The sequence below is a fragment of the Nonlabens sp. Asnod3-H03 genome, from assembly GCF_045063665.1.
GTDB classification, from domain to species: domain Bacteria; phylum Bacteroidota; class Bacteroidia; order Flavobacteriales; family Flavobacteriaceae; genus Nonlabens; species Nonlabens ulvanivorans.
The window spans coordinates 1151887-1172683 of sequence record NZ_JBEFOD010000008.1; the positions used below are offsets into that span (position 1 = coordinate 1151887).

17 protein-coding genes are annotated in these 20797 nt (G+C 36.2%); 8 read left to right on the plus strand and 9 right to left on the minus strand.

Going from position 1 to position 20797, the window contains the following annotated elements; all coding sequences use genetic code 11:
* Positions 1-47: 47 nt before the first annotated feature.
* Entirely contained in the window at positions 48-1682 is a 1635-nt protein-coding gene (locus tag ACJJVI_RS08400) for an amidohydrolase (RefSeq protein ID WP_348021777.1), read from the plus strand.
* Here the strand turns inward: ACJJVI_RS08400 and ACJJVI_RS08405 are convergent.
* The 8 genes from ACJJVI_RS08405 to ACJJVI_RS08440 all read right to left on the minus strand — a co-directional run bounded on the left by ACJJVI_RS08405 (position 1675) and on the right by ACJJVI_RS08440 (position 7853).
* Positions 1675-2091, minus strand: coding sequence for a VOC family protein (locus ACJJVI_RS08405; RefSeq protein WP_348021778.1), 417 nt, complete (start codon positions 2089-2091; stop codon positions 1675-1677). The two genes, ACJJVI_RS08400 and ACJJVI_RS08405, sit on opposite strands and share 8 nt — an antisense overlap.
* Before the next feature lie 67 nt (positions 2092-2158).
* Complete coding sequence (locus tag ACJJVI_RS08410) at positions 2159-2701, minus strand: ClpP family protease (RefSeq protein WP_036581920.1); 543 nt, start codon at positions 2699-2701, stop codon at positions 2159-2161.
* A gap of 62 nt (positions 2702-2763) precedes the next feature.
* Positions 2764-3786, minus strand: a complete 1023-nt coding sequence (locus ACJJVI_RS08415; RefSeq protein WP_405351420.1) for an AI-2E family transporter — start codon at positions 3784-3786, stop codon at positions 2764-2766.
* Positions 3787-3789: 3 nt separating this feature from the next.
* Complete coding sequence (locus ACJJVI_RS08420) at positions 3790-4023, minus strand: Rho termination factor N-terminal domain-containing protein (protein WP_036581916.1); 234 nt, start codon at positions 4021-4023, stop codon at positions 3790-3792.
* 54 nt (positions 4024-4077) lie between these two features.
* Positions 4078-4920: an alpha/beta fold hydrolase gene (locus ACJJVI_RS08425; RefSeq protein ID WP_397303308.1), complete on the minus strand. Its 843-nt coding sequence runs from the start codon at positions 4918-4920 to the stop codon at positions 4078-4080.
* Positions 4921-4929: 9 nt separating this feature from the next.
* The gene (locus ACJJVI_RS08430; protein WP_042248164.1) at positions 4930-5475 is read right to left on the minus strand and encodes a hypothetical protein; all 546 of its coding nucleotides are present in this window, start codon (positions 5473-5475) and stop codon (positions 4930-4932) included.
* Positions 5476-5545: 70 nt separating this feature from the next.
* A complete protein-coding gene (locus tag ACJJVI_RS08435) occupies positions 5546-7063 on the minus strand; it encodes a helicase HerA-like domain-containing protein (RefSeq protein WP_405351423.1) in 1518 nt (505 codons plus the stop codon).
* 97 nt (positions 7064-7160) lie between these two features.
* Positions 7161-7853, minus strand: coding sequence for a hypothetical protein (locus tag ACJJVI_RS08440; RefSeq protein WP_405351425.1), 693 nt, complete (start codon positions 7851-7853; stop codon positions 7161-7163).
* 101 nt (positions 7854-7954) lie between these two features.
* Here ACJJVI_RS08440 and ACJJVI_RS08445 point away from each other — a divergent pair, with 101 nt between their 5' ends.
* Entirely contained in the window at positions 7955-8587 is a 633-nt protein-coding gene (locus ACJJVI_RS08445; RefSeq protein ID WP_405351427.1) for a 7-carboxy-7-deazaguanine synthase QueE, read from the plus strand.
* Here ACJJVI_RS08445 and ACJJVI_RS08450 read toward each other — a convergent pair.
* Positions 8584-9123, minus strand: a complete 540-nt coding sequence (locus tag ACJJVI_RS08450) for a DUF2911 domain-containing protein (protein WP_042248176.1) — start codon at positions 9121-9123, stop codon at positions 8584-8586. The genes ACJJVI_RS08445 and ACJJVI_RS08450 overlap by 4 nt on opposite strands.
* Before the next feature lie 171 nt (positions 9124-9294).
* On the opposite strand from ACJJVI_RS08450, the gene gyrB reads away from it, so the two are divergent.
* The 6 genes from gyrB (at position 9295) to ACJJVI_RS08480 (ending at position 20447) form a co-directional block, all read left to right on the plus strand.
* Positions 9295-11235, plus strand: coding sequence for a DNA topoisomerase (ATP-hydrolyzing) subunit B (gene gyrB / locus ACJJVI_RS08455; RefSeq protein ID WP_036581900.1), 1941 nt, complete (start codon positions 9295-9297; stop codon positions 11233-11235).
* A 116-nt stretch (positions 11236-11351) separates the two neighbouring features.
* Positions 11352-12440, plus strand: coding sequence for a DUF6588 family protein (locus tag ACJJVI_RS08460; RefSeq protein ID WP_405351429.1), 1089 nt, complete (start codon positions 11352-11354; stop codon positions 12438-12440).
* Between the two features lie 127 nt (positions 12441-12567).
* Positions 12568-13488, plus strand: a complete 921-nt coding sequence (mdh, locus tag ACJJVI_RS08465) for a malate dehydrogenase (RefSeq protein ID WP_036581898.1) — start codon at positions 12568-12570, stop codon at positions 13486-13488.
* Between the two features lie 204 nt (positions 13489-13692).
* The gene (locus ACJJVI_RS08470) at positions 13693-14301 is read left to right on the plus strand and encodes a hypothetical protein (protein WP_405351431.1); all 609 of its coding nucleotides are present in this window, start codon (positions 13693-13695) and stop codon (positions 14299-14301) included.
* Positions 14302-14467: 166 nt separating this feature from the next.
* Positions 14468-17554, plus strand: coding sequence for a protein translocase subunit SecDF (secDF, locus tag ACJJVI_RS08475; protein ID WP_405351433.1), 3087 nt, complete (start codon positions 14468-14470; stop codon positions 17552-17554).
* 226 nt (positions 17555-17780) lie between these two features.
* Positions 17781-20447, plus strand: a complete 2667-nt coding sequence (locus tag ACJJVI_RS08480; RefSeq protein WP_405351435.1) for a gliding motility-associated C-terminal domain-containing protein — start codon at positions 17781-17783, stop codon at positions 20445-20447.
* Positions 20448-20797: the final 350 nt, after the last annotated feature.

The window sequence follows — 20797 nt, forward strand, 5'->3', positions numbered from 1 at the left end:
ACAGCATTTTATATTTCTGTTCGTTTTCTATAGCTTAATTTTCGGACATGAAAAAAATCTACCTACTCGCACTATCTATTATTTTAATTTCTTGTAATAAGGAGCAGCAAGCAACTGCCGATTTAGTTATTACCAATGCAAAAATTTATACCGTAGATAATGACTTCTCTATGGCAACAGCAATGGCTGTAAAAGATGGTAAAATCCTCGCTACAGGAATTGATGCTGATATGGCAGCCTATAGCACAACACAAACCATAGATGCACAAGGAAAAGCCATCGTTCCAGGATTGATAGATGGGCATTGCCATTTCTATGGATTAGGACAGCAATTACAACGCGTAGATCTAGTAGGAACTAAAAGCTATGATGAGGTCCTAGAAAGAATCTCTAGTTTCCAAAAAGAGAAAAATAAATCTTTTATCATAGGTCGTGGTTGGGATCAAAACGACTGGGAAATTCAAGAATTCCCTTCAAATCAAGAGCTTAATGAAATGTTTCCTGACACACCAGTCGCCATTACTCGTATAGACGGTCACGCCATGATTGCAAATCAGGCCGCACTAGACGCAGCAGGAATAACCACAACTACAGACGCATCTGGCGGAGCTATTGAGATTAAAGACGGCAAACTCACAGGGATTTTAGTTGATAATCCTATGGAATTAGTAGAGGCTGTTTTTCCTAAAGAAACTACTCAAGAATCTATCGCATCGTTAATGGCGGCACAAGACATCAATTTGAGTTATGGATTAACCACGGTAGATGATGCAGGATTATATAGAGAAACTATAGAGTTAATAGACAGTTTACAACAAGCTGGAGATTTAAAAGTTAAGATGTATGCGATGATTAGCAACACGCCAGAGAATCTAGATTATTACCTCAATAAAGGAATTATAAAAACAGATCGTTTAAATGTAAGATCTGTTAAGTTTTATGCAGATGGTGCTCTAGGAAGTCGTGGTGCAGCGATGAAAGAGCCTTATTCTGATAGACACGATCATTATGGAGCGCTACTTAGCCCTATAGAAACCATTAAAGAAACAGCGGCTCGTATTGCAGCAACAGAATACCAAATGAACACGCACGCTATAGGAGATAGCGCCAATTATGTGGTACTTAAAACTTATCAAGAATTATTAAAAGATAAAACAGACAGACGCTGGAGAATTGAGCATGCTCAAATTGTTGATCCTATAGATTTCAATCTTTTTGATGAAGAGAATATTCTGCCATCTGTACAGCCTACACATGCGACCAGTGATATGTACTGGGCACAAGATCGAGTAGGAGCAGACCGTATCAAAGGAGCTTATGCTTATCAAACATTGCTCAAGCAATCTAAAAGAATCGCACTAGGAACAGATTATCCAGTGGAGCAAGTAAATCCATTCTTGACATTTTATGCTGCCGTAGCTCGTCAAGATACGAGCGGTTATCCAGAAGGTGGCTTTTTACCAGAACAAGCATTGAGCAGAGAAGATGCCTTAAGAGGTATGACTATTTGGGCGGCTTATTTCAATTTTGAAGAAACAGAAAAAGGAAGTCTAGAGCCAGGAAAAGTCGCAGACTTTGTGATATTGAATGATAATATCATGGAGATTCCAGTAACTCAATTACATCAGGCAACTGTAAAGTCAACATTCATAAATGGAGAACAGGTTTATGAGTCTAAGTAGCAAATACCTGACTCATATCCTTGAACGCTTTGAATTCTAATGCATTACCACTAGGGTCTTTAAAGAACATGGTGGCTTGCTCACCTGGCAATCCTTCAAATCTTATATATGGTTCTATGATGAACTCGATGCCTTTTTCTTGAACCGCTTTCGCGAAAGCGTGAAAAACATCCCACTCTAGCACCACACCAAAATGAGGAACTGGCACAGCTTTTCCATCTACGGCATTTGTTGCGTTTATAGGAGCATTGTCAGAAATATGAATCACGAGTTGATGACCGAAGAAATTAAAATCTACCCAATGGTCTGAACTACGTCCTTCTTCACAACCTAAAGTATCGCGATAAAATGCACGGGTAGTGGTGATTTCCTTAACAGGAATAGCGAGGTGGAAAGGTGATAATTTCATAATAGCATAAATTTAAAAAGCCACCCTAAATATAAGGTGGCTTTTTAAAATATCTTGAAATGTTTTATTAAACGATTCCATCTACAATACCATATGCAACAGCTTCATCTGCTCCCATCCAGTAATCACGATTAAAGTCTTTCATTACCTTTTCAAATGTTTGGCCACAATTGTCTGCAAGAATGTGAGCGCTTAGTTCTTTAGTTTTAAGAATTTCGGCAGCTGTGATTTCTATATCTGCACTTGTTCCACGTGCTCCACCACTAGGCTGGTGTATCATAACACGACCGTGCTTTTGAATAAAACGGCGTCCTTTTTCTCCTCCAGAAAGTAAAAGAGATCCCATAGATGCGGCAAGACCAGAACATACAGTGCTTACTGGACTTTTAATTTGCTGCATCGTATCATAAATGGAGAAACCTGAAGTCACATAACCACCTGGGCTATTGATGACAAATGTAATTTCTTCATGGCTTACTGAATCTAGATAAAGTAATCTATCTACACAATGCTTTGCAGTTTGATCATTAACCATTCCCCATATAAAAATTTTACGTTGTTCTATATGGACATTATCTATCTTATCTTGAAGTTTAGATGTTTTGCTCATTCAATTTTATTTAAGTGTTAAAAATAAGGAATCTAAAAAAAATAATTACCGATTTAACAAGACTATATGGTCTCACCTTCTTTACCGTATTCGTTTTTATAAATTTTTAGAAGTAGCAAAAATAAGCTAACTAAAAGTGGTCCAAAAATTAAACCTATGAATCCAAATAAAGGCACACCTACAACTACACCTATCAATGTTACCAAAGGATGTACATCTGCGAGTCTTTTTTGAACAACGAGTCTGAACAGGTTGTCTGTAGAGCCTACCACAATCACGCCGTATATTAATATACCGATTGCCGCTGCAGTTTCTCCTTGAGAAAATAATAATATAGTCACTGGTAAGATACCCAATGCTGTTCCTACAAAAGGTATCATACTTCCTATAACTGTAATTACAAACCAGAAAAATGGATTTTCAACACCAAAAATGAAGTAGCCAATCAGTGCGACGATACCTTGTAATAATGCCACTAGCGGTATGCCTATAGCGTTAGATTTTACTAAGTCGATACTTTCTTTTCCAATAATTTTTAAATTCTTTTCTTTTAATGGCATATAAACTAATGCTGCTTCAAGCCATTTTTTACGATCAACCAGCATGAAGTATAATAAGAAAAACATGATCCCTATAGAAATGGAAACGGTAAGGCTAGAGTTGGCAAGATTTTGAACATTACTAGAAACCCAACTGCTCACTTCTTCAGTATTGATGTTTTCAGATAAATTCACTCCTATAAGATTCTCTGTTTCTGCTACTTTTGACTTTATGGTTTCTGTGATTTGAGTACTATTATCTATAGCGGTCTTTACCTTTGAACTCATCATTAAACCTATACCTACTATAGGTAGTAATATGATTACAAAGGAAAATGCGATAAGAAGTGAAGAGGCTACAGACGGTTTCCATTTTTTTGCTTCTAACCATTTTTGCACTGGTTCTAATAGCACGTATAAAGTAATCGCACCTAGCAAACCACCTAGGTATGGTGCTAGCTCTTTACCAATAAGGTAAAGGATATACATTATCACAATCAGAATAAATATCTGACGAATTTTAATCGTAGGGATTTGACGAGACATAAATTAATTGTTGCGCAAGGCGTCTATAAGTTCTTGTTTATTCATATTGGACCTACCATCTATGTCTATTTCCTTAGCTTTCTGGTAGAGTTCATCTTTTGTTCTAGACTCATAGTTACTAGCTTTACCGCCTTTTTCACCAGCTTTTTTAGTATTAGCAATGCGAGCCGCTTTTTCTTTAGAGTAACCTTGGTCACGCAAGGCTTCATACTGATCTCTATTCTTAATTGAATCCATTTTTATTTTTAAGATAATTCAATCTCAATAATAACTCTGTTAAAATGACTCTAATTAAGCTTTTGATAAGAAATCAAGAATGTGCTTAGTGTTTTCTTCAGTATGCAAACTATGGCCACCTGTTTGTGTCTCAATATAGGTAGCATTTTTCATGCGTCCTGCAATAGCTTTACTCGCTGAGCAAGGAACTATTGCGTCTTGTTGAGCATGTAATAATAATGTGTCAGCTTCTATATTTACTGCAAAATCTGCAGCATTAAATTTCTCTATTTCATAACCAAATTTCTCTTTTAGCGTTGCGTTTAACCCATTATAAACACGGTTATTGAAACTGAGTAGCTTTTGATAGTCTTGCATAATTGTCTCTAGTGAGTTAGGGCCACCTAATAAAATTAATTTTTTAAGACTAGGAGAAGGATGGTGGTATTCATTATAAATGGTCGCCATCGCGCCTACACTATGAGAAATGATTATTTCCGGTTCATACAATTCAATGGTAGATTTGATAACCTTTGAGTACTTAATAGCGGTAAATAATTTGCCGCTAGAATTACCGTGAGCAGGTCCATCTACAGCAATAATGTTTAAATCTAATTTCTTTAAATCATCAAATAAATATTTCCATCTAAAAGCGTTTGATTCCCATCCATGGTTTAATAAGACAGTAGGACCATTACCTTTCCAATGATAAAGCATATAGAGACAATCTTCAGACGTGATGCGCTGTTGACGTGCCGTGTTTAAAAATGTAGCTTGATGTTCTAGAATACGACCTCTACGTGGAGTACTGAAAACTTCTAGAGCTAATTGTGCTGCCTTTTTCTTAGAGAATAGGCTAATGAGGTTAAAATAAAAGCCATACAGTTTAGGTATGGCTTTTTGTAATAATTGTTTCATGAAATAATTTTACCAGCTTACAAAAACATATTTAGGCGCGGCTGTATCAGGAATCATTGTTTTTTCAATAGGTGCCGTCATATCAAATCTGATTTCTGGTGGCAACAAGTCTTTACTGATCGTAAAGTAAAAATTTTGATCGTCTATTCTTACGACAGCATCTTTTATCATATTATCAATACTAGATACATTGTATGCAGAACTTATCGTTTTATAATCGCTTTCAATAGTGATGCCTTTTTCTGTAGTATAACGATTATCCCTTATGCGTACATATTCGATTGTAGATGTGCTGTCCTCTTCCACAGGTGTAAGTGTCAACAAATGTTTACCGCCTTTTTCATAAATTTCAATAGCACTTGGTCCATTACTGAATTCATCACCTTTGATGTTTTTTACAATACTATCATTAGAGTATAAGCTGTCTAATTGATAAACCATCATTTCTTTAGTCAGATGTCCTACTCGATCTTTGTTCCATTCAAATGGATTTTGTTTTTTAGTACAGGATGCTACTGCGATGACTAGGATAAGTAATAAGAGAGTCTTTTTCATGCGGTGGGTTTTTTGAAGTTGCAAAACTACTTTTAGTTATGATAACAAACGATTAAAATGATTATAAATTTTACTTGAGAGCTTTTCCTAATATTCCCATGACACCTCTTATGAAACTGGCACTAGTAAGCACTTTAATAATAGGGTTTTGTCTAGTGCTAGTGCGTCTAGAGGAGCTTTTTTTAGCTTTGGCTTTTTCTACTTTAGCCTTTTCTTTTATTTCGTCTTCGTTTGCTTTTTCTATTTTCTCTTGAAGAATTTCTTCAGCGCTTTCACGATTGATTTCTTCATTGTACTTATCAGTCAGTTCAGAGTCTGCGATGAGGTCACTTAACTCTCTGTCGGTTAACACATCCATTCTACTCGCTGGTGCTCTTAAAAGAGTTGCCGCAAGTGGACTAGGTCTTCCTTTTTCATCTAGAGCAGATATTAAAGCTTCTCCAATTCCCAAAGAAGTTAATACTTCGGCAGTATCATAAAATTCTGTTTCAGGATAGTTTTGAGCAGTCAGTTTAATAGCTTTACGATCCTTTGCTGTAAATGCACGTAATGCATGTTGAATTTTAAGACCTAACTGACTCAAAACACCTTCAGGTATATCAGTAGGATTTTGAGTTACAAAATAAAGACCTATACCTTTTGATCGTATTAACTTTACAATACTTTCTATTTGATCTAATAAAGCACCACTCGCTTGATCAAAAATCAAATGCGCTTCATCAATAAACATGATGAGTTCTGGTTGATCTGCATCACCTTGCTCAGGGAATGTGCTATAAATCTCCGCCAGTTGGCTCAACATAAATGTTGAGAATAATTTAGGTCTATCTTGAATATCTGTCAGACGTATTACATTAACATAACCACGTCCTTCTCTGTCTCTACGTACTAAATCTTTTACTTCAAAACTGCGTTCACCAAAGAATTGATCTGCGCCTTGTTGTTCTAGTTCAATAATTTTTCTTAAAATCGCTCCTGTTGAAGAAGTTGATATACGCCCATATTCTGCTTGAAACTCTTCTTTTCCTGTTCCAGTAGCATATTGTAATACTTTTTTAAGATCTTCTAAATCTAATAGTGGTAATTTATTATCGTCACAATATTTAAATACTACCGAAATAATTCCTGCCTGAGTTTCTGTTACGTCTAAAATTCGCGAAAGCAATACCGGCCCAAATTCACTGACCGTTGCTCTCATTCTTATTCCTTCTTGCTCAGAGATGGTCATGATCTCGACAGGAGAATTGTGTGCGGTATAATCAAGGCCTATTTTTTCATGGCGTTCATCAATCTTAGGATGTCCATCACTAGCGGCAGCTATACCCGATAAGTCACCTTTAATATCCATTAATAAAGATGGAATTCCTTTTTGAGAAAGCTGTTCTGCTATGATTTGCAGGGTTTTAGTTTTACCAGTTCCTGTTGCACCAGCGATAAGGCCATGTCTGTTCATGGTCTTAAGTGGGATTTTTACATGTGCACCCGTTAAGGTTTCACCGTTGAGCATGGCTGCACCCATGATGATTGAGTCACCTTTTGGGTTATAACCTTCAGTTATTATTTTATGTAAAGAATCTTTATCTGACATTATAAGTTGATTTAAAATCAAAAATAATCAAATTAAGACGTAACAAAGTTAGCCCGTCTGGGAATTTGTAAATTTATGAGACAATAAACTCTGCAGTTTAATTCAGTTTTACGATACTGATATTACAAAAGTCTAGGTTCTCTGTACTGCCGCTATTTAGCCAAAATTCAACCGTGATGGTCTGATTTGCATTTAACTTAAGTGTTACTGTACCTGATGTACCCCAGTAATCTGAACTAGGTAAAGTTGTATAACCTCTACTTAAATAACCAGATCGAGAGCCGTTTATAAAAGCTGCCAATATATATTTATGAGTTCCAGCGGTCATACTGCGTATAGATATACCGCCAGATATCTGATAGATGCCGTTTTTTAATACGGTAATGCTGCTGTCACCATTTATAGTAAAGTCAGCAGTGTCTGTTTCAACTATTTCTGATGTTGACGCTCCTATAGGTAAATTGTTGAAGGTGCCATTTGATGGAATCGTTTCAGAACCAGCAAAGTTTCTGTTAAGTACAACGCTAGAATTATTTTTCTTTGATTCCCAACTTCCATTGTTGAAAATAAAAAGCGCAGATTCTGTCGTGTTGAAAATAATACTGCCCTCGAGTGGTGTAGGTATAGAAAGCATTTGAGAGGTGTTCATTCTGGGAGGCACCAAACCACCAGTAGTGCTTTCTATTTGTAATGCGCTACCATCATCAGGTGTGTCTGTATTAATTCCTACCTGCGCGGCACTCAAAAAACTTATTAATAATAAAATGTGTAACAGTATATTTCTTTTCATTTTGCAAATAAAAGATAAAAGATTTTCAATTAAAATGAAGATCAAAAATTTAACTAGAATATAAATGGTCGCCGATTATATATAAGTCTTATTTTTGCAGTATGTTAGAAAAATCAATTTCTCAAGCAGTTGAAAAGGGTGAAATGCTTCCGCTTATGGAAGAGTTTTATACAATTCAAGGTGAAGGTAGTCATACAGGAAAAGCAGCATACTTTATAAGAGTAGGTGGTTGTGATGTAGGTTGTCACTGGTGTGATGTGAAGGAAAGCTGGGACCCAGAAAAACATCCACCTACAGCGGTTGATGCTATTGTTGCTAATGCGGCAAAATACAGTAAGACTATCGTTGTTACTGGTGGAGAACCTTTAACATGGGATATGGGGCCCTTAACTAAAGGACTTAAAAGTGAAGGAATGCAGGTTCATATTGAGACCAGCGGTGCTTATCCGCTTTCAGGTTCTTGGGATTGGATTTGTCTATCTCCTAAAAAAATGAAAATGCCATTGCCTGAAGTCTATGAGGCAGCTCACGAACTTAAGGTGATAATATTTAATAAGCATGATTTCGCTTTCGCGAAAGCGGAAGCCGAAAAAGTTTCCTCAAACTGTAAGCTTTATTTGCAACCAGAATGGTCTGTACGTGAAAAGATGATTCCTTTAATTACAGAGTTTGTAATGGATAATCCAGAATGGCACGTCTCTTTACAAACACACAAGTATTTAAATATACCTTAAAGTTGAGCAACTTGTATAGGTAAGTTCACTAGCGTGTCATCCCATCCCATAAACAAAATAAGTCCATCTGGATCTTCAACAAAACTGATTGAGAATTCTTCTATAGTTTGCGGTGATGGCATGCTATCCATCGTTACTTTTAAAACATCTTTTTCAGGATCGTGTTTTGTTCCCCATTGATTAGTCTGTGAGTTAAGAATGAAGGTCCATTTATCTTCACCAGGGATTGTGTATATAGAGTATGCACCAGCTTTTACTAAATTTCCGTTTATGGTTACATCATAAAAGAAATCTATTTCTGTAGCTTCATTTGCGCCTGTACGCCATACTTCTCCATATTTTACCAATTCTCCAAAAATAGTGCGGTCTCTTTTTGCAGGCCTACTGTAAATCACGCGAGCGATAGCTTGATTGTTGTCGTCTCTGTGAATAACCACGTCTAGTGGACTTTTATCTATTTTAGAAAAAGCTATTTCTTGAGCTTGAGTAGCACTAATTGCCGTGAAAAAAGAAAATATAAAAACAAAGTATTTCATGTGGTGATGTTTAAGTGACTGTAAGTTATAAAAATCAACAATTAAAAAGAGATTTGATATTAATAATTTGTTAATAACTTAGGGTCATAAATAAGGCTCAAAAGCCTATAAACCTTGATGGTTCCTTATATTTGTTTGTTACGGAATTTAAGTAAAATTTACACTCAAATTATGAGCGAAGAAAACGATAAAAGTGGATATGGTGCTGATCAGATTCAGGCACTAGAAGGTATGGAGCACGTACGCATGCGTCCATCGATGTATATCGGTGATGTAGGAGTGCGTGGATTGCACCATCTAGTGTATGAGGTGGTAGATAATTCTATTGATGAAGCGCTTGCCGGTCATTGTGATAATATTACAGTGGCAATTAATGAAAATAATAGTATTACCGTTACCGATGATGGTCGTGGTATTCCAGTTGGAATACATAAGAAAGAAGGTGTTTCAGCCCTACAAGTTGTAATGACTAAGATTGGTGCTGGTGGAAAATTTGATAAAGATTCTTATAAAGTTTCTGGTGGATTACACGGTGTAGGTGTTTCTTGTGTGAATGCACTTTCTGATCATTTAAAAGCAACTGTTTACCGTGACGGTAAGATATGGGAGCAAGAGTATGAACGTGGTAAGGCGATGTATCCTGTTAAAGCAATAGGTGATACTGATAAAAGAGGTACAGATGTGACCTTCTTGCCAGATAGAAGTATTTTTACACAAACTACTGAATTTAGCTATGAAACTTTGGCAAATCGTTTGAGAGAATTAGCTTTCCTTAATAAAGGTATTAAAATCATTCTTACTGATAAACGTCATAAAGATGAGGAAGGAAACTTTGTTACAGACGTTTTTCAATCTGAAGAAGGATTAAAAGAATTTATACGTTTTCTAGATGACACGCGTCAACCTATCATTGCAGATGTGATCTCTATGGAAGGCGAGAAAAATGGTATCCCTGTAGAAGTAGCTATGATTTATAATGATAGTTATGCAGAGAATCTTCATTCCTATGTAAATAATATTAATACTCATGAAGGTGGAACACATTTAGCAGGTTTTCGTCGTGGATTAACTTCAACACTTAAGAAGTATGCAGATGCGTCTGGTCTTCTTGATAAATTGAAATTTGATATTGCAGGTGATGATTTCCGTGAAGGTTTAACCGCTATTATCTCTGTAAAAGTTCAAGAACCTCAATTTGAAGGTCAAACTAAAACTAAACTAGGTAACCGTGAGGTTACCAGTGCGGTGTCTCAAGCTGTTTCTCAAATGCTTGAAGCATATCTAGAAGAGAATCCTAATGATGCCAAAACGATTGTGCAAAAAGTTATTCTAGCGGCACAGGCACGTCATGCCGCTCGTAAAGCTCGCGAAATGGTGCAGCGTAAGACCGTGATGAGTGGTGGTGGATTGCCAGGTAAGTTATCTGATTGTTCTGAGACTGATCCTACGTTATGTGAGGTGTTCCTTGTTGAGGGAGATTCTGCAGGTGGAACGGCTAAGCAAGGTCGTGACCGTGAATTTCAAGCAATTATGCCGTTGCGTGGTAAGATTCTAAATGTAGAAAAGGCCATGACTCATAAGGTTTTTGAAAATGAAGAAATTAGGAATATTTATACTGCATTAGGTGTAACTATAGGTACAGAAGAGGACTCAAAGGCGCTTAATCTAGAAAAGCTTAGATATCATAAAGTAGTCATCATGTGTGATGCCGATATTGATGGTTCTCACATTGCTACTTTAATATTAACATTCTTCTTCCGCTACATGCGTGAAATGATTGAGAAAGGTTATATATATATTGCTACTCCACCTTTATATTTAGTAAAAAAAGGTGCTAAGAAGCGATATGCATGGTCTGATAAAGAGCGTGATGAAATCGCAGAGAGTTTTGGTGGTGGAGTGAATATCCAACGCTATAAAGGTCTAGGAGAGATGAATGCTGATCAGTTATGGGATACAACGATGAATCCAGAATTTAGAACTTTAAGACAAGTGACTATAGATAGCCTTCCAGAGGCAGATCGTATATTCTCTATGTTAATGGGTGATGAGGTGCCGCCACGTAGAGAATTTATTGAAAAGAATGCTATCTATGCAAATATTGACGCATAGTAATTGTTGTTTCTTATTATTTTAATAAAAAGGGTCCTTTATATTTAAAGGGCCTTTTTCATTAATTGAACCATTAACTCTTTATTTTCGTAATTATTAAACAAAATATGATTGGTATGAAAAAGTTCTTTTTATTAATAAGTGTTTTATTAGGTTCTATTATTACAACTGCTCAAGACGGATTCTCAGACATACTAGCCGCTGGTGTAGAAGCTGGAGAACGTTATTCAAATTCCTACATGGCACCAGCAGGTGAGGCATTAAGTTTTAACTTAAGTTCTGGATGGTACGATGACGCGCGAGTTTTAAAGCCTGGTAAATTTAAAATTCAGGTTAAAGCCCACGGTACATTTGCACCTGATAGTAAAAAGAATTTTCTTCTAGATCCTGCTGAATATGAGGCTATTATTCAAGATAGCTATGATAACACTAATAATCCGCCGGCAAATATAGAAGTTAGTTTTGGCGATGGCTCTACAGCGCCACGTTCTATTGCGACAGCTTTAGGAGAAAACGCTATGGAACAACAATTAATAATAAGGAGTAGAGAGGCTACAAGTGGGATTTTATTACAAGAAGATGTGATTAATTTACCAAATGGTTTAGGTAATGAAGGTTTAGATCTTGTTCCTACTGCTTTTTTACAAGCTGGTGTAGGATTAGGTGCTGGACTAGAGTTAAAAGCAAGGTTAGTTCCTAAAATAACCTTTGAGGAGGCAGAAACCAGTTTGTATGGGGTAGGACTACAATGGGAATTTACTAAACTTTTACAACCTAGTGATGATTCAACGCTACCTATAGCGGCATCATTTCTTGCTGGTTATACTCGTTTAGACGCTTCCTATGATTTTGAAGATGGAGTTGTCGTTGATGGAGCAAATCAGTCCATAGAGACACAAATTAGTAGTTTAAATCTATCAGCAATAGTTAGTACTAATTATAAGGTTCTTAATTTTTATGGTGGTTTAAATTATAATAGAGGAACAACTCAAACGGACTTACTAGGTACGTATACATTTGCCTCTAATACAGTTATATTTCCTATAGCTGCAACTGTTGAAGATCCAATATCAGTAGATACAGATATCAATGGCTTTTTAGGAACTGCAGGTGTAAAGCTTACTCTAGGAGCATTTAACATTAATGCAGACTATACTTTTGGAGAATATAGTACAGCAACAGCCAGTGTATTTTTCAGAATTTAATCCTGTTAATATATTCCTTATTTCATAAGCTCTAATTCTAATTTGTGGTTGCCGTTTTGTATTTTTACAATCTGCTGGAAGTCCAACAGATAGACCATTTAATTTAATAAATTTAAAAAATATAATAATGAAAGTAACCGTAGTAGGAGCAGGCGCAGTAGGCGCAAGTTGTGCAGAGTATATCGCTATTAAAGACTTTGCAAGTGAAGTAGTCATCTTAGATATTAAAGAAGGATTTGCAGAAGGTAAAGCCATGGATTTAATGCAGACGGCTTCTTTGAACGGTTTTGATACTAAAATTACTGGTTCTACTAGTGATTATTCTAAAACTGCAGGTAGTGATATCGCAGTAATTACATCTGGAATTCCTCGCAAGCCAGGTATGACTCGTGAAGAGTTAATAGGTATTAATGCAGGAATTGTTAAGTCGGTAGCGACTAGTTTAGTGGAGCACTCGCCTAATGTAATTCTTATTGTGGTTTCTAACCCTATGGATACCATGACCTATTTAGCTCACAAAGTAACAGGTTTACCTAAACACCGTATCATAGGAATGGGTGGAGCTTTAGATAGCGCTCGTTTTAAGTATCGTCTGGCAGAAGCTCTTGAAGCTCCTATATCAGATGTTGACGGTATGGTAATCGGTGGTCATAGTGATAAAGGTATGGTGCCTTTAACACGTCTAGCTACTCGCAATTCAGTGCCAGCTAGTGAATTTTTAAGTGAAGATAGACTTAATCAAGTTTTAGAAGATACTAAGGTAGGTGGAGCAACATTAACTAAATTATTAGGTACTAGCGCATGGTATGCGCCAGGTGCAGCTGTGTCAGGATTAGTGCAAGCAATCGCATGTGACCAGAAAAAAATCTTCCCATGTAGTGTATTGTTAGATGGTGAGTACGGGCTTTCTGATCTTTGTATAGGAGTGCCAGTTGTGTTAGGTCGCAACGGTATTGAAAAAATTGTTGAAATTAACTTGAGTGATGCAGAAAAGGCAAAACTTCAAGAAAGTGCCGAAGGTGTTAAAGTAACTAACGGCCTTATCTAATATTTACCTTTGGTAAAAGCTTAAAACCGCTCTATTTTTAGAGCGGTTTTTTTATGGAAGAAATGTTATTCTTCAGTGGTTACTGGTATTACGCTTTCGCGAAAGCGTGAGTTAAAAGACAGCTTGGTATATCATTATCGTAAGCAGAAGAATTAGCTTTTTGCCCATCATTTCTAGAACGTTCTATTTTGTTATATTTGCCGCATGAGTTTTAAATGGTACATAGGCATATTTATTGGCCTTATTTCAATTTTTGTTGTTCAGCAACAGGAATCTATGATGCCTAATCAGGAAATTGTATTACACTTTAATAATGATGCAATTTCTACAGAAGACGTTCAGTGTTCTCTCAGTTTATTGAAGAATCAACTTACCGATGTTGGAGTTGTTGATATTAAAACTGAACTACAACCTAGTGGTGGTTACAAAATTAGTTACCATAGCGATCTTAGCGTGACTAGTATTAAAAATCATATCGATGTTGATGCATTTACTGGCTTTATAAATCAACAATCACCTTTATCTGATGTTCCTGTTCAGGATGATGAAGTGGTGTTGTTAATGGATGTGTATGATATCCAGCAAGATGCAGGTGGGTTTGCAGATACTGATAATGCACTATTATTTGAAATCAAACAGGATTATTCACGTGGTTCTCAAGTAAGTCACCCATTTTTTTCTGGTGAATTATATCCAAGTTTAGATACTGTTTTTATAGATTCTTTGCAGGACACAAATTGTGTTTTAGGTCATACTATAGCAAATCGTCCATATGCTGTTCCTGCTGTGAGAGCTGGACCCATTTTATCTTAAGAAAGACTTTTTCTTTCTGTTTTTTATAACCTTTAACCAAGGTCTATTTCTTTAACTATTTCTTACCGTTAAAGAATACCATTATTTATATCAAAAAAATCACATACAATCCTATGGCTCACTATATATTTGCCGGATTGAAAAATTTTATTAAAAACAATTAATTATGCAAAATAAAGGACTGATCAGAGTTTTTGCGATCGTTTTTGCATTGGTAAGTATTTACCAATTAACCTATACTTTTATTACTAATAAAGTAGAAGGAGATGCAGATACGTATGCAAATACAATTGTAAACGCAGATGATCAAAATGCAGCCACACTAAGAGATGAGGCTACAAAATCTTATCTAGATTCTATTGCGTCTAAAGACGTATGGGGTGGATATACTACCTATGCCGACGCAAAGGAACAGGAACTTCAAAAAGGACTAGACCTTAAAGGAGGAATTAACGTAATTCTTCAAATTTCTGTAAAGGATCTATTAATAGGTATGGCAGATGGATCTAAAGACCCAGATTTCAGAACGGCTTTAGAGCGAGCAGATGAGCGTATAAAAGATGGTCAGGCAGATTACTTTGACTACTTCTTAGAAGAATTTAATGCTATCGATGGTGCAAAGCTAGGCTCTCCTGATATTTTCTCTAATCAAGAAATGGATGGAGTAATAGACTTTAATATGTCTAACTCAGAAATTGAGCCTAAATTAAGAGTGAAGCTTAAGGAATATATGGTTAGTGCTTTTGAAGTACTAAGAAAGCGTATTGATAAATTTGGTGTAACTCAACCTAATATTCAACGTTTAGGTGATTCAGGACGTATTTTAATTGAATTGCCAGGTGCAAAAGATATTAAGCGTGTTGAAGATATCTTAACAAGTACGGCTCAATTAGAATTCTGGCATGTGTACAAGGCTTCAGAAGTTTCACAATTTGTGATTGAAGCAGATACTTACTGGGCAGAAAAGTTAGCTGCAAAAAATCAAGAATCTCAACCAGCTGATTCTACGGAAGCTGACGAGGTGGCTGACGCTGTTACAGACGCTGCTCAAGATGCTGCAGATGAGGCTGTAGATGCAGTAGGTGATATCTTAGGTAATGATGTTACAGCAGATGTTGAAGGAGATGACGCAGAGTTCAATTACGACCAAAATCCAATCTTATCAAGAATGCTTGCGCCAGGTAATGGTACAGGTCCAGTTATCGCAACTTTTAAAGCTTCTGATAAAGATTTAATAGTAGGTTATTTAAATGATGCTCAAGTTCGTTCTAAATTACCAGCAGAATTGCGTAACGTTAAATTTGCGTGGGGTTTACCAGTATTAAATGATGAGTTAGGATATGAAATTACAGACTTATATGCGATACGTTCTAACCGTGAAGGTGAAGCGCCATTAGGTGGAGCTGTAATTACTGATGCACGTCAAGATTTTGAAATGAGTGGTCAGGTAGTAGTAAGTATGTCTATGAACTCAGAAGGAGCAAAAATCTGGGAAGACATGACTACTGAGGCTTATCAAAATGGGTCTCAAATAGCGGTAGTTTTAGATGATACTGTTTATAGTGCACCTGGTATTACTAATGGACCTATTACAGGAGGAAGCAGCCAGATATCTGGAAACTTTACGGTTGCAGATGCTGAAGATTTAGCAAACGTTTTACGAGCTGGTAAATTACCTGCAGGAGCAGAAATTATTCAAAAAGCAGTAGTAGGACCATCTTTAGGTAAAGAGGCTATTAGTAGTGGTTTATGGTCTTTTGGTATTGCATTATTACTAGTATTAGTTTGGATGGTGTTTTATTACGGTAGAGCTGGACTTTATGCAGATATTGCATTAGTAGTGAACATCTTGTTTATTTTTGGTGCACTTGCTTCTCTTAAGGCAGTATTGACCTTACCTGGTATTGCCGGTATCGTATTGACCATAGGTATATCTGTGGATGCAAACGTTCTGATTTTTGAACGTATTAGGGAAGAGTTAGCAAAAGGTAAATCTCAAGCAGATAGTATTAAAGATGGTTTTAATAACGCCTTAAGTTCTATTCTTGATGCAAACATTACAACTTTCCTTACTGCATTAATTCTTTTCATTTTTGGTACAGGTCCAATTCAAGGATTTGCAACAACTTTAATGATCGGTATTCTTACTTCATTATTTACGGCAATTTTCATCACTAGATTATTTATTGATGGGTACGGTAAAAATGGTAAGTCACTTGCATTTTCAACACCTATAACTAAGAACTGGTTCAGAAATGTAAATATTGATTTCTTAAAGAAGAGAAAAGTAGCATACATGATATCTCTTGCTTTTGTATTGATTAGTGCTATCTCATTATTTACAAAGAGTTTGAACTTTGGTATTGACTTCTCAGGTGGTCGTACGTATACAGTTCGTTTTGAACAACCGGTTAACGCTACTGAAGTAACTAAAATGTTGTCTGCAGAAGATGTTTTCGGAAGTGCAGAGGCTAAAACTTATGGTTCAGATAATCAATTGAAAATTAGTACAAAGTATGGTATTGATGGAGTAGATGCTGAGGTTACTAAAGAGATTGAAGACAAATTATTTGCAAACTTGAAGCAATATATGCCAGCCGATATGGATATGGCTACGTTTGTTGATGTGAGTAAAGACGATAAGCAATATGGGATTATGTCTAACTTCCAAGTAGGACCTACAATTGCAGATGATATCTTAACAGGATCGCTATATGCTATTTTTGGTTCTCTAATTGTAGTATTCCTTTATATATTAATTCGTTTCCGTAAATGGCAGTTCTCTTTAGGAGCGGTTATCGCTGTGTTCCATGATGTATTAATAGTATTAGGTATATTCTCTTTAACATATGATATTCTACCATTCAATATGGAGATTGATCAAGCTTTTATTGCAGCTATACTAACGGTTATTGGTTACTCACTGAATGATACGGTAGTTGTATTTGATAGAATTCGTGAATTTATTAACGAGAGAACAAACTGGGAATTTGCACGTACGGTAAATGCGGCAATAAGCAGTACTATCTCTAGAACATTGAATACATCGTTAACAACATTAATTGTACTTCTTGCTATTTTTACATTTGGTGGTGAGTCTATTCAAGGATTTATGTTAGCATTAATTATAGGTGTTTTAGTAGGTACGTATTCATCTGTATTTATTGCAACTCCTATCATGTTTGATACTATGGAGAAGTCAAATGGTAAATTACTTCCTAAAGAGCCTAAACCGGCTAAGGAAGAATTATAAGAACATTTTCCTCTAAATTTAAAACCGCTGTGATTTTTCACAGCGGTTTTTTTATACCTATTAATAGCTTTTTTTTACTTTTTATCTAAAACAAAAGTTCATTCTTAATAATAAGTTAATAGAATTATTCATGATATAGCTTGGTGTCATACTATTTTATTATTTTGCATGGTGTTTTAGCGAGAGCAAGAACACTCTATTACTAACTGAGATTAAACTCTAACTCATGAAAAAATTATTACTTTTAACTTTAAGCTTGTTGTTTACAGCCACGATAGCAACTGCGCAAGAATTTGCCATGACTGACGGTAGCTTCGTAACCTGTAGTGGGGATTTTACTGATTCTGGCGGTTTAGCGGGAGACTATACAAATGGTGAAGATTTTACAATAACTTTTTGTTCTCCTTTTCCAACAGATGATGTTCAGGCAACTTTTACTTTATGGAATGTAGGAAGTGGTGATATTCTTTTGGCTTATGATGGAGATACAGCTACTGGTTCACCAATCGGCGTATTTAATTCTGCTATTACACCAACAGTAATAACGGCTTCGGCGGCAAATACTTCAGGTTGTCTAACATTTAGATTTATTTCAAATGCGACCAGTACAGGACCAGGATGGCAAGCAACAATGGCTTGTATTGATAGTTGTCAAACAATATCTAATGTGGTGACTACAGTTCCAGCTCCTGATGGCGATGGTATATTAAGAGTTTGTCAAGGAGAGACAGTTTCTTTTAGTGCTACTTCAACTTACAGTGTTGACGGTACTGGTGCAACACATGAGTATAGATTAGCAGATGGTACAGTAGTTTCTGGAACTACAGCTTCACAAACTTTCTCAGGTCCTGGGATATATGAGATTGATTACGTCACCTTTGATTCTACAGGATGTAGAGATAGATTGTTAGTAGATGTTACTGTATTGGTGTCTACTACTCCAGATTTTACTGGAACGCTAGCTGCAGATACCTCTTTGTGTTTTGGAGAATCAACTACGATATCGGGTCAGGTAGTAACAACTCAATTTATTGCTGATGTTGCTCCACCGGTAACTGGCCAAACATTCTTACCAGACGGAAGTGGTGTAGCATATCAAACTTGTATCGATGTTACTGGTTTTAATCCTGGAACAACTTTCCAAAGTGGTTCTGACTTAGTAGATATTTTCATTAATATGGAACACTCTTATATGGGTGATTTAGACATTACATTAACAGCGCCAAATGGAGCTCAAGTTGAATTACTTAATTATCCAAACAGTGGTGGAGGAATATTCTTAGGGAATGCCCTAGATGATGGTACAACAACTCCTGGTATTGGATTTGACTATGTGTTTACAGAATCTGCTGGGGCAACATTAGATGCTTCTACTCCTGGAGTAGGTGGCGGAACCTCTATGCCAGCAGGTAACTACGCACCAGAGACTCCTTTTTCTGCTTTGGTAGGTACTACTTTAAATGGTTTATGGTGTTTAGATATTGTAGATAATCTTCAAATTGATAATGGATATATATTTTATTGGGGTCTTAACTTTAATCCTGCAATCATACCTACAGCAGGTTCTTATCAGCCAGGTGAAGTAACAGAACTATGGTTGACTAATCCTGATATAACAAATACTAATGGTTCAGACATTACAGTAACACCGACTACAGCAGGACAAAATTGTTATGATTTTGAATTAACAGACAGTTTCGGTTGTACATATACAGAAACAGTTTGTATCGATGTGGCACCAGAAATTACAAGTGTTCAACCAGCAGATATTATTGTTTGTCAAAATACAGGATCTGTTACGGTTGACTTAACAGCCAAAGATGATGAGATCAGAAATGGCCTAGTCGCTACAGATTATGATGTGACCTATTTCAATAGTGATGCAGACGCACAAGCAGACATGAACCCTATTTTAACACCAGATGCTTTTGCGGTTACTACTAGTACTACGGTTTGGGCAAGAGTATTTGATAATGTAAATTCTTGCTTTAAAACAGAACAAGTAAATGTTACTTTCCAAGAAGTGAATTATAATACTGTTGCAGATCTTGAACTTTGTGATGATTTATCTGCAGATCAAGTAGAGACATTTGACTTAACATCTCAAATTGCAGGCATATTAGGTTCACAGTCAGCAGCAGACTTTAATATTGCCTTTTTCAATAGTCAGGCAGATGCAGATGCTAATACAGGAGCGATTACAACTCCTGCAGCATATGATAATGTTTCTAATCCAGAAGCTATATTTGTTCGTGTTTCAAACGCTCAAGATCAAGATTGTTACCAGACAGGACAATTTAATATAGAAGTATTAAGCGCTCCAGCGATAGGAGCAGTGTCAGACGTGTCTGATTGTGCTACTAATCCTATCACAAATCAATTAGATTTAGTACTTGCAGACTATGACGCCGCAGTATTAAATGGACAGAGCGCAGCAGCCTACACTATTACTTACTACAATAGTGAGGCAAATGCACAAAGTGGAGCAAGTGCATTAAGCTCGCCTTATGCATCAACAGATCAAGAAACGATCTATGCACGTATTACAGACAACGCTACAGGATGTTTTGACTACACCTCATTCAACATTACTGTTGAAGTATGTGAAGTAGTTATACCAGAAGGATTCTCACCTAATAATGATGGAATTAACGACACGTTCTCTATTCCTAATTTAGAACAATATCCTAATTTTGAGCTTACCGTATTTAATAGAAACGGTAGTACTGTTTATGAAACTAAAGCATCTAATTATGAAGAGTTTGCTGGTGTGCCTAATAAAGGAGCATTAGCAGGCGACGGACTTCTTCCAGTAGGAACCTATTTCTATGTAATTAAGTACAACGATGCCGAAACAGAAGATGTAGCTAGTTGGGTTTATATCAACTATTAATAATGTAGTAATTACGCTTTCGCGAAAGCGTATTACAGACATCTGAATTTTTAAAAAGAGCCTTTCATTTGAGAGGCTCTTTTTTTATACTGTCATTCTGAACTCGTTTCAGAATCTGCTGGCGCTGTAAAACTGAGTTTTGTTTTATATGATCATCCATCGTCGCTATAAAATGAGATGTTGAGATAAATTCAGCAATAGAAAACAAAATGATTTTGAATAGTTCTCGTTATTTTATTTAGCCACGTCGTGTGCGTTTGCAACGCGTTTGTTATAATGTAGCATTTAAAATACGTTTCATTGTTGTTAACGTGTGATATTAGGAAATAGAAAAGGAAAGTTAGAAGTAA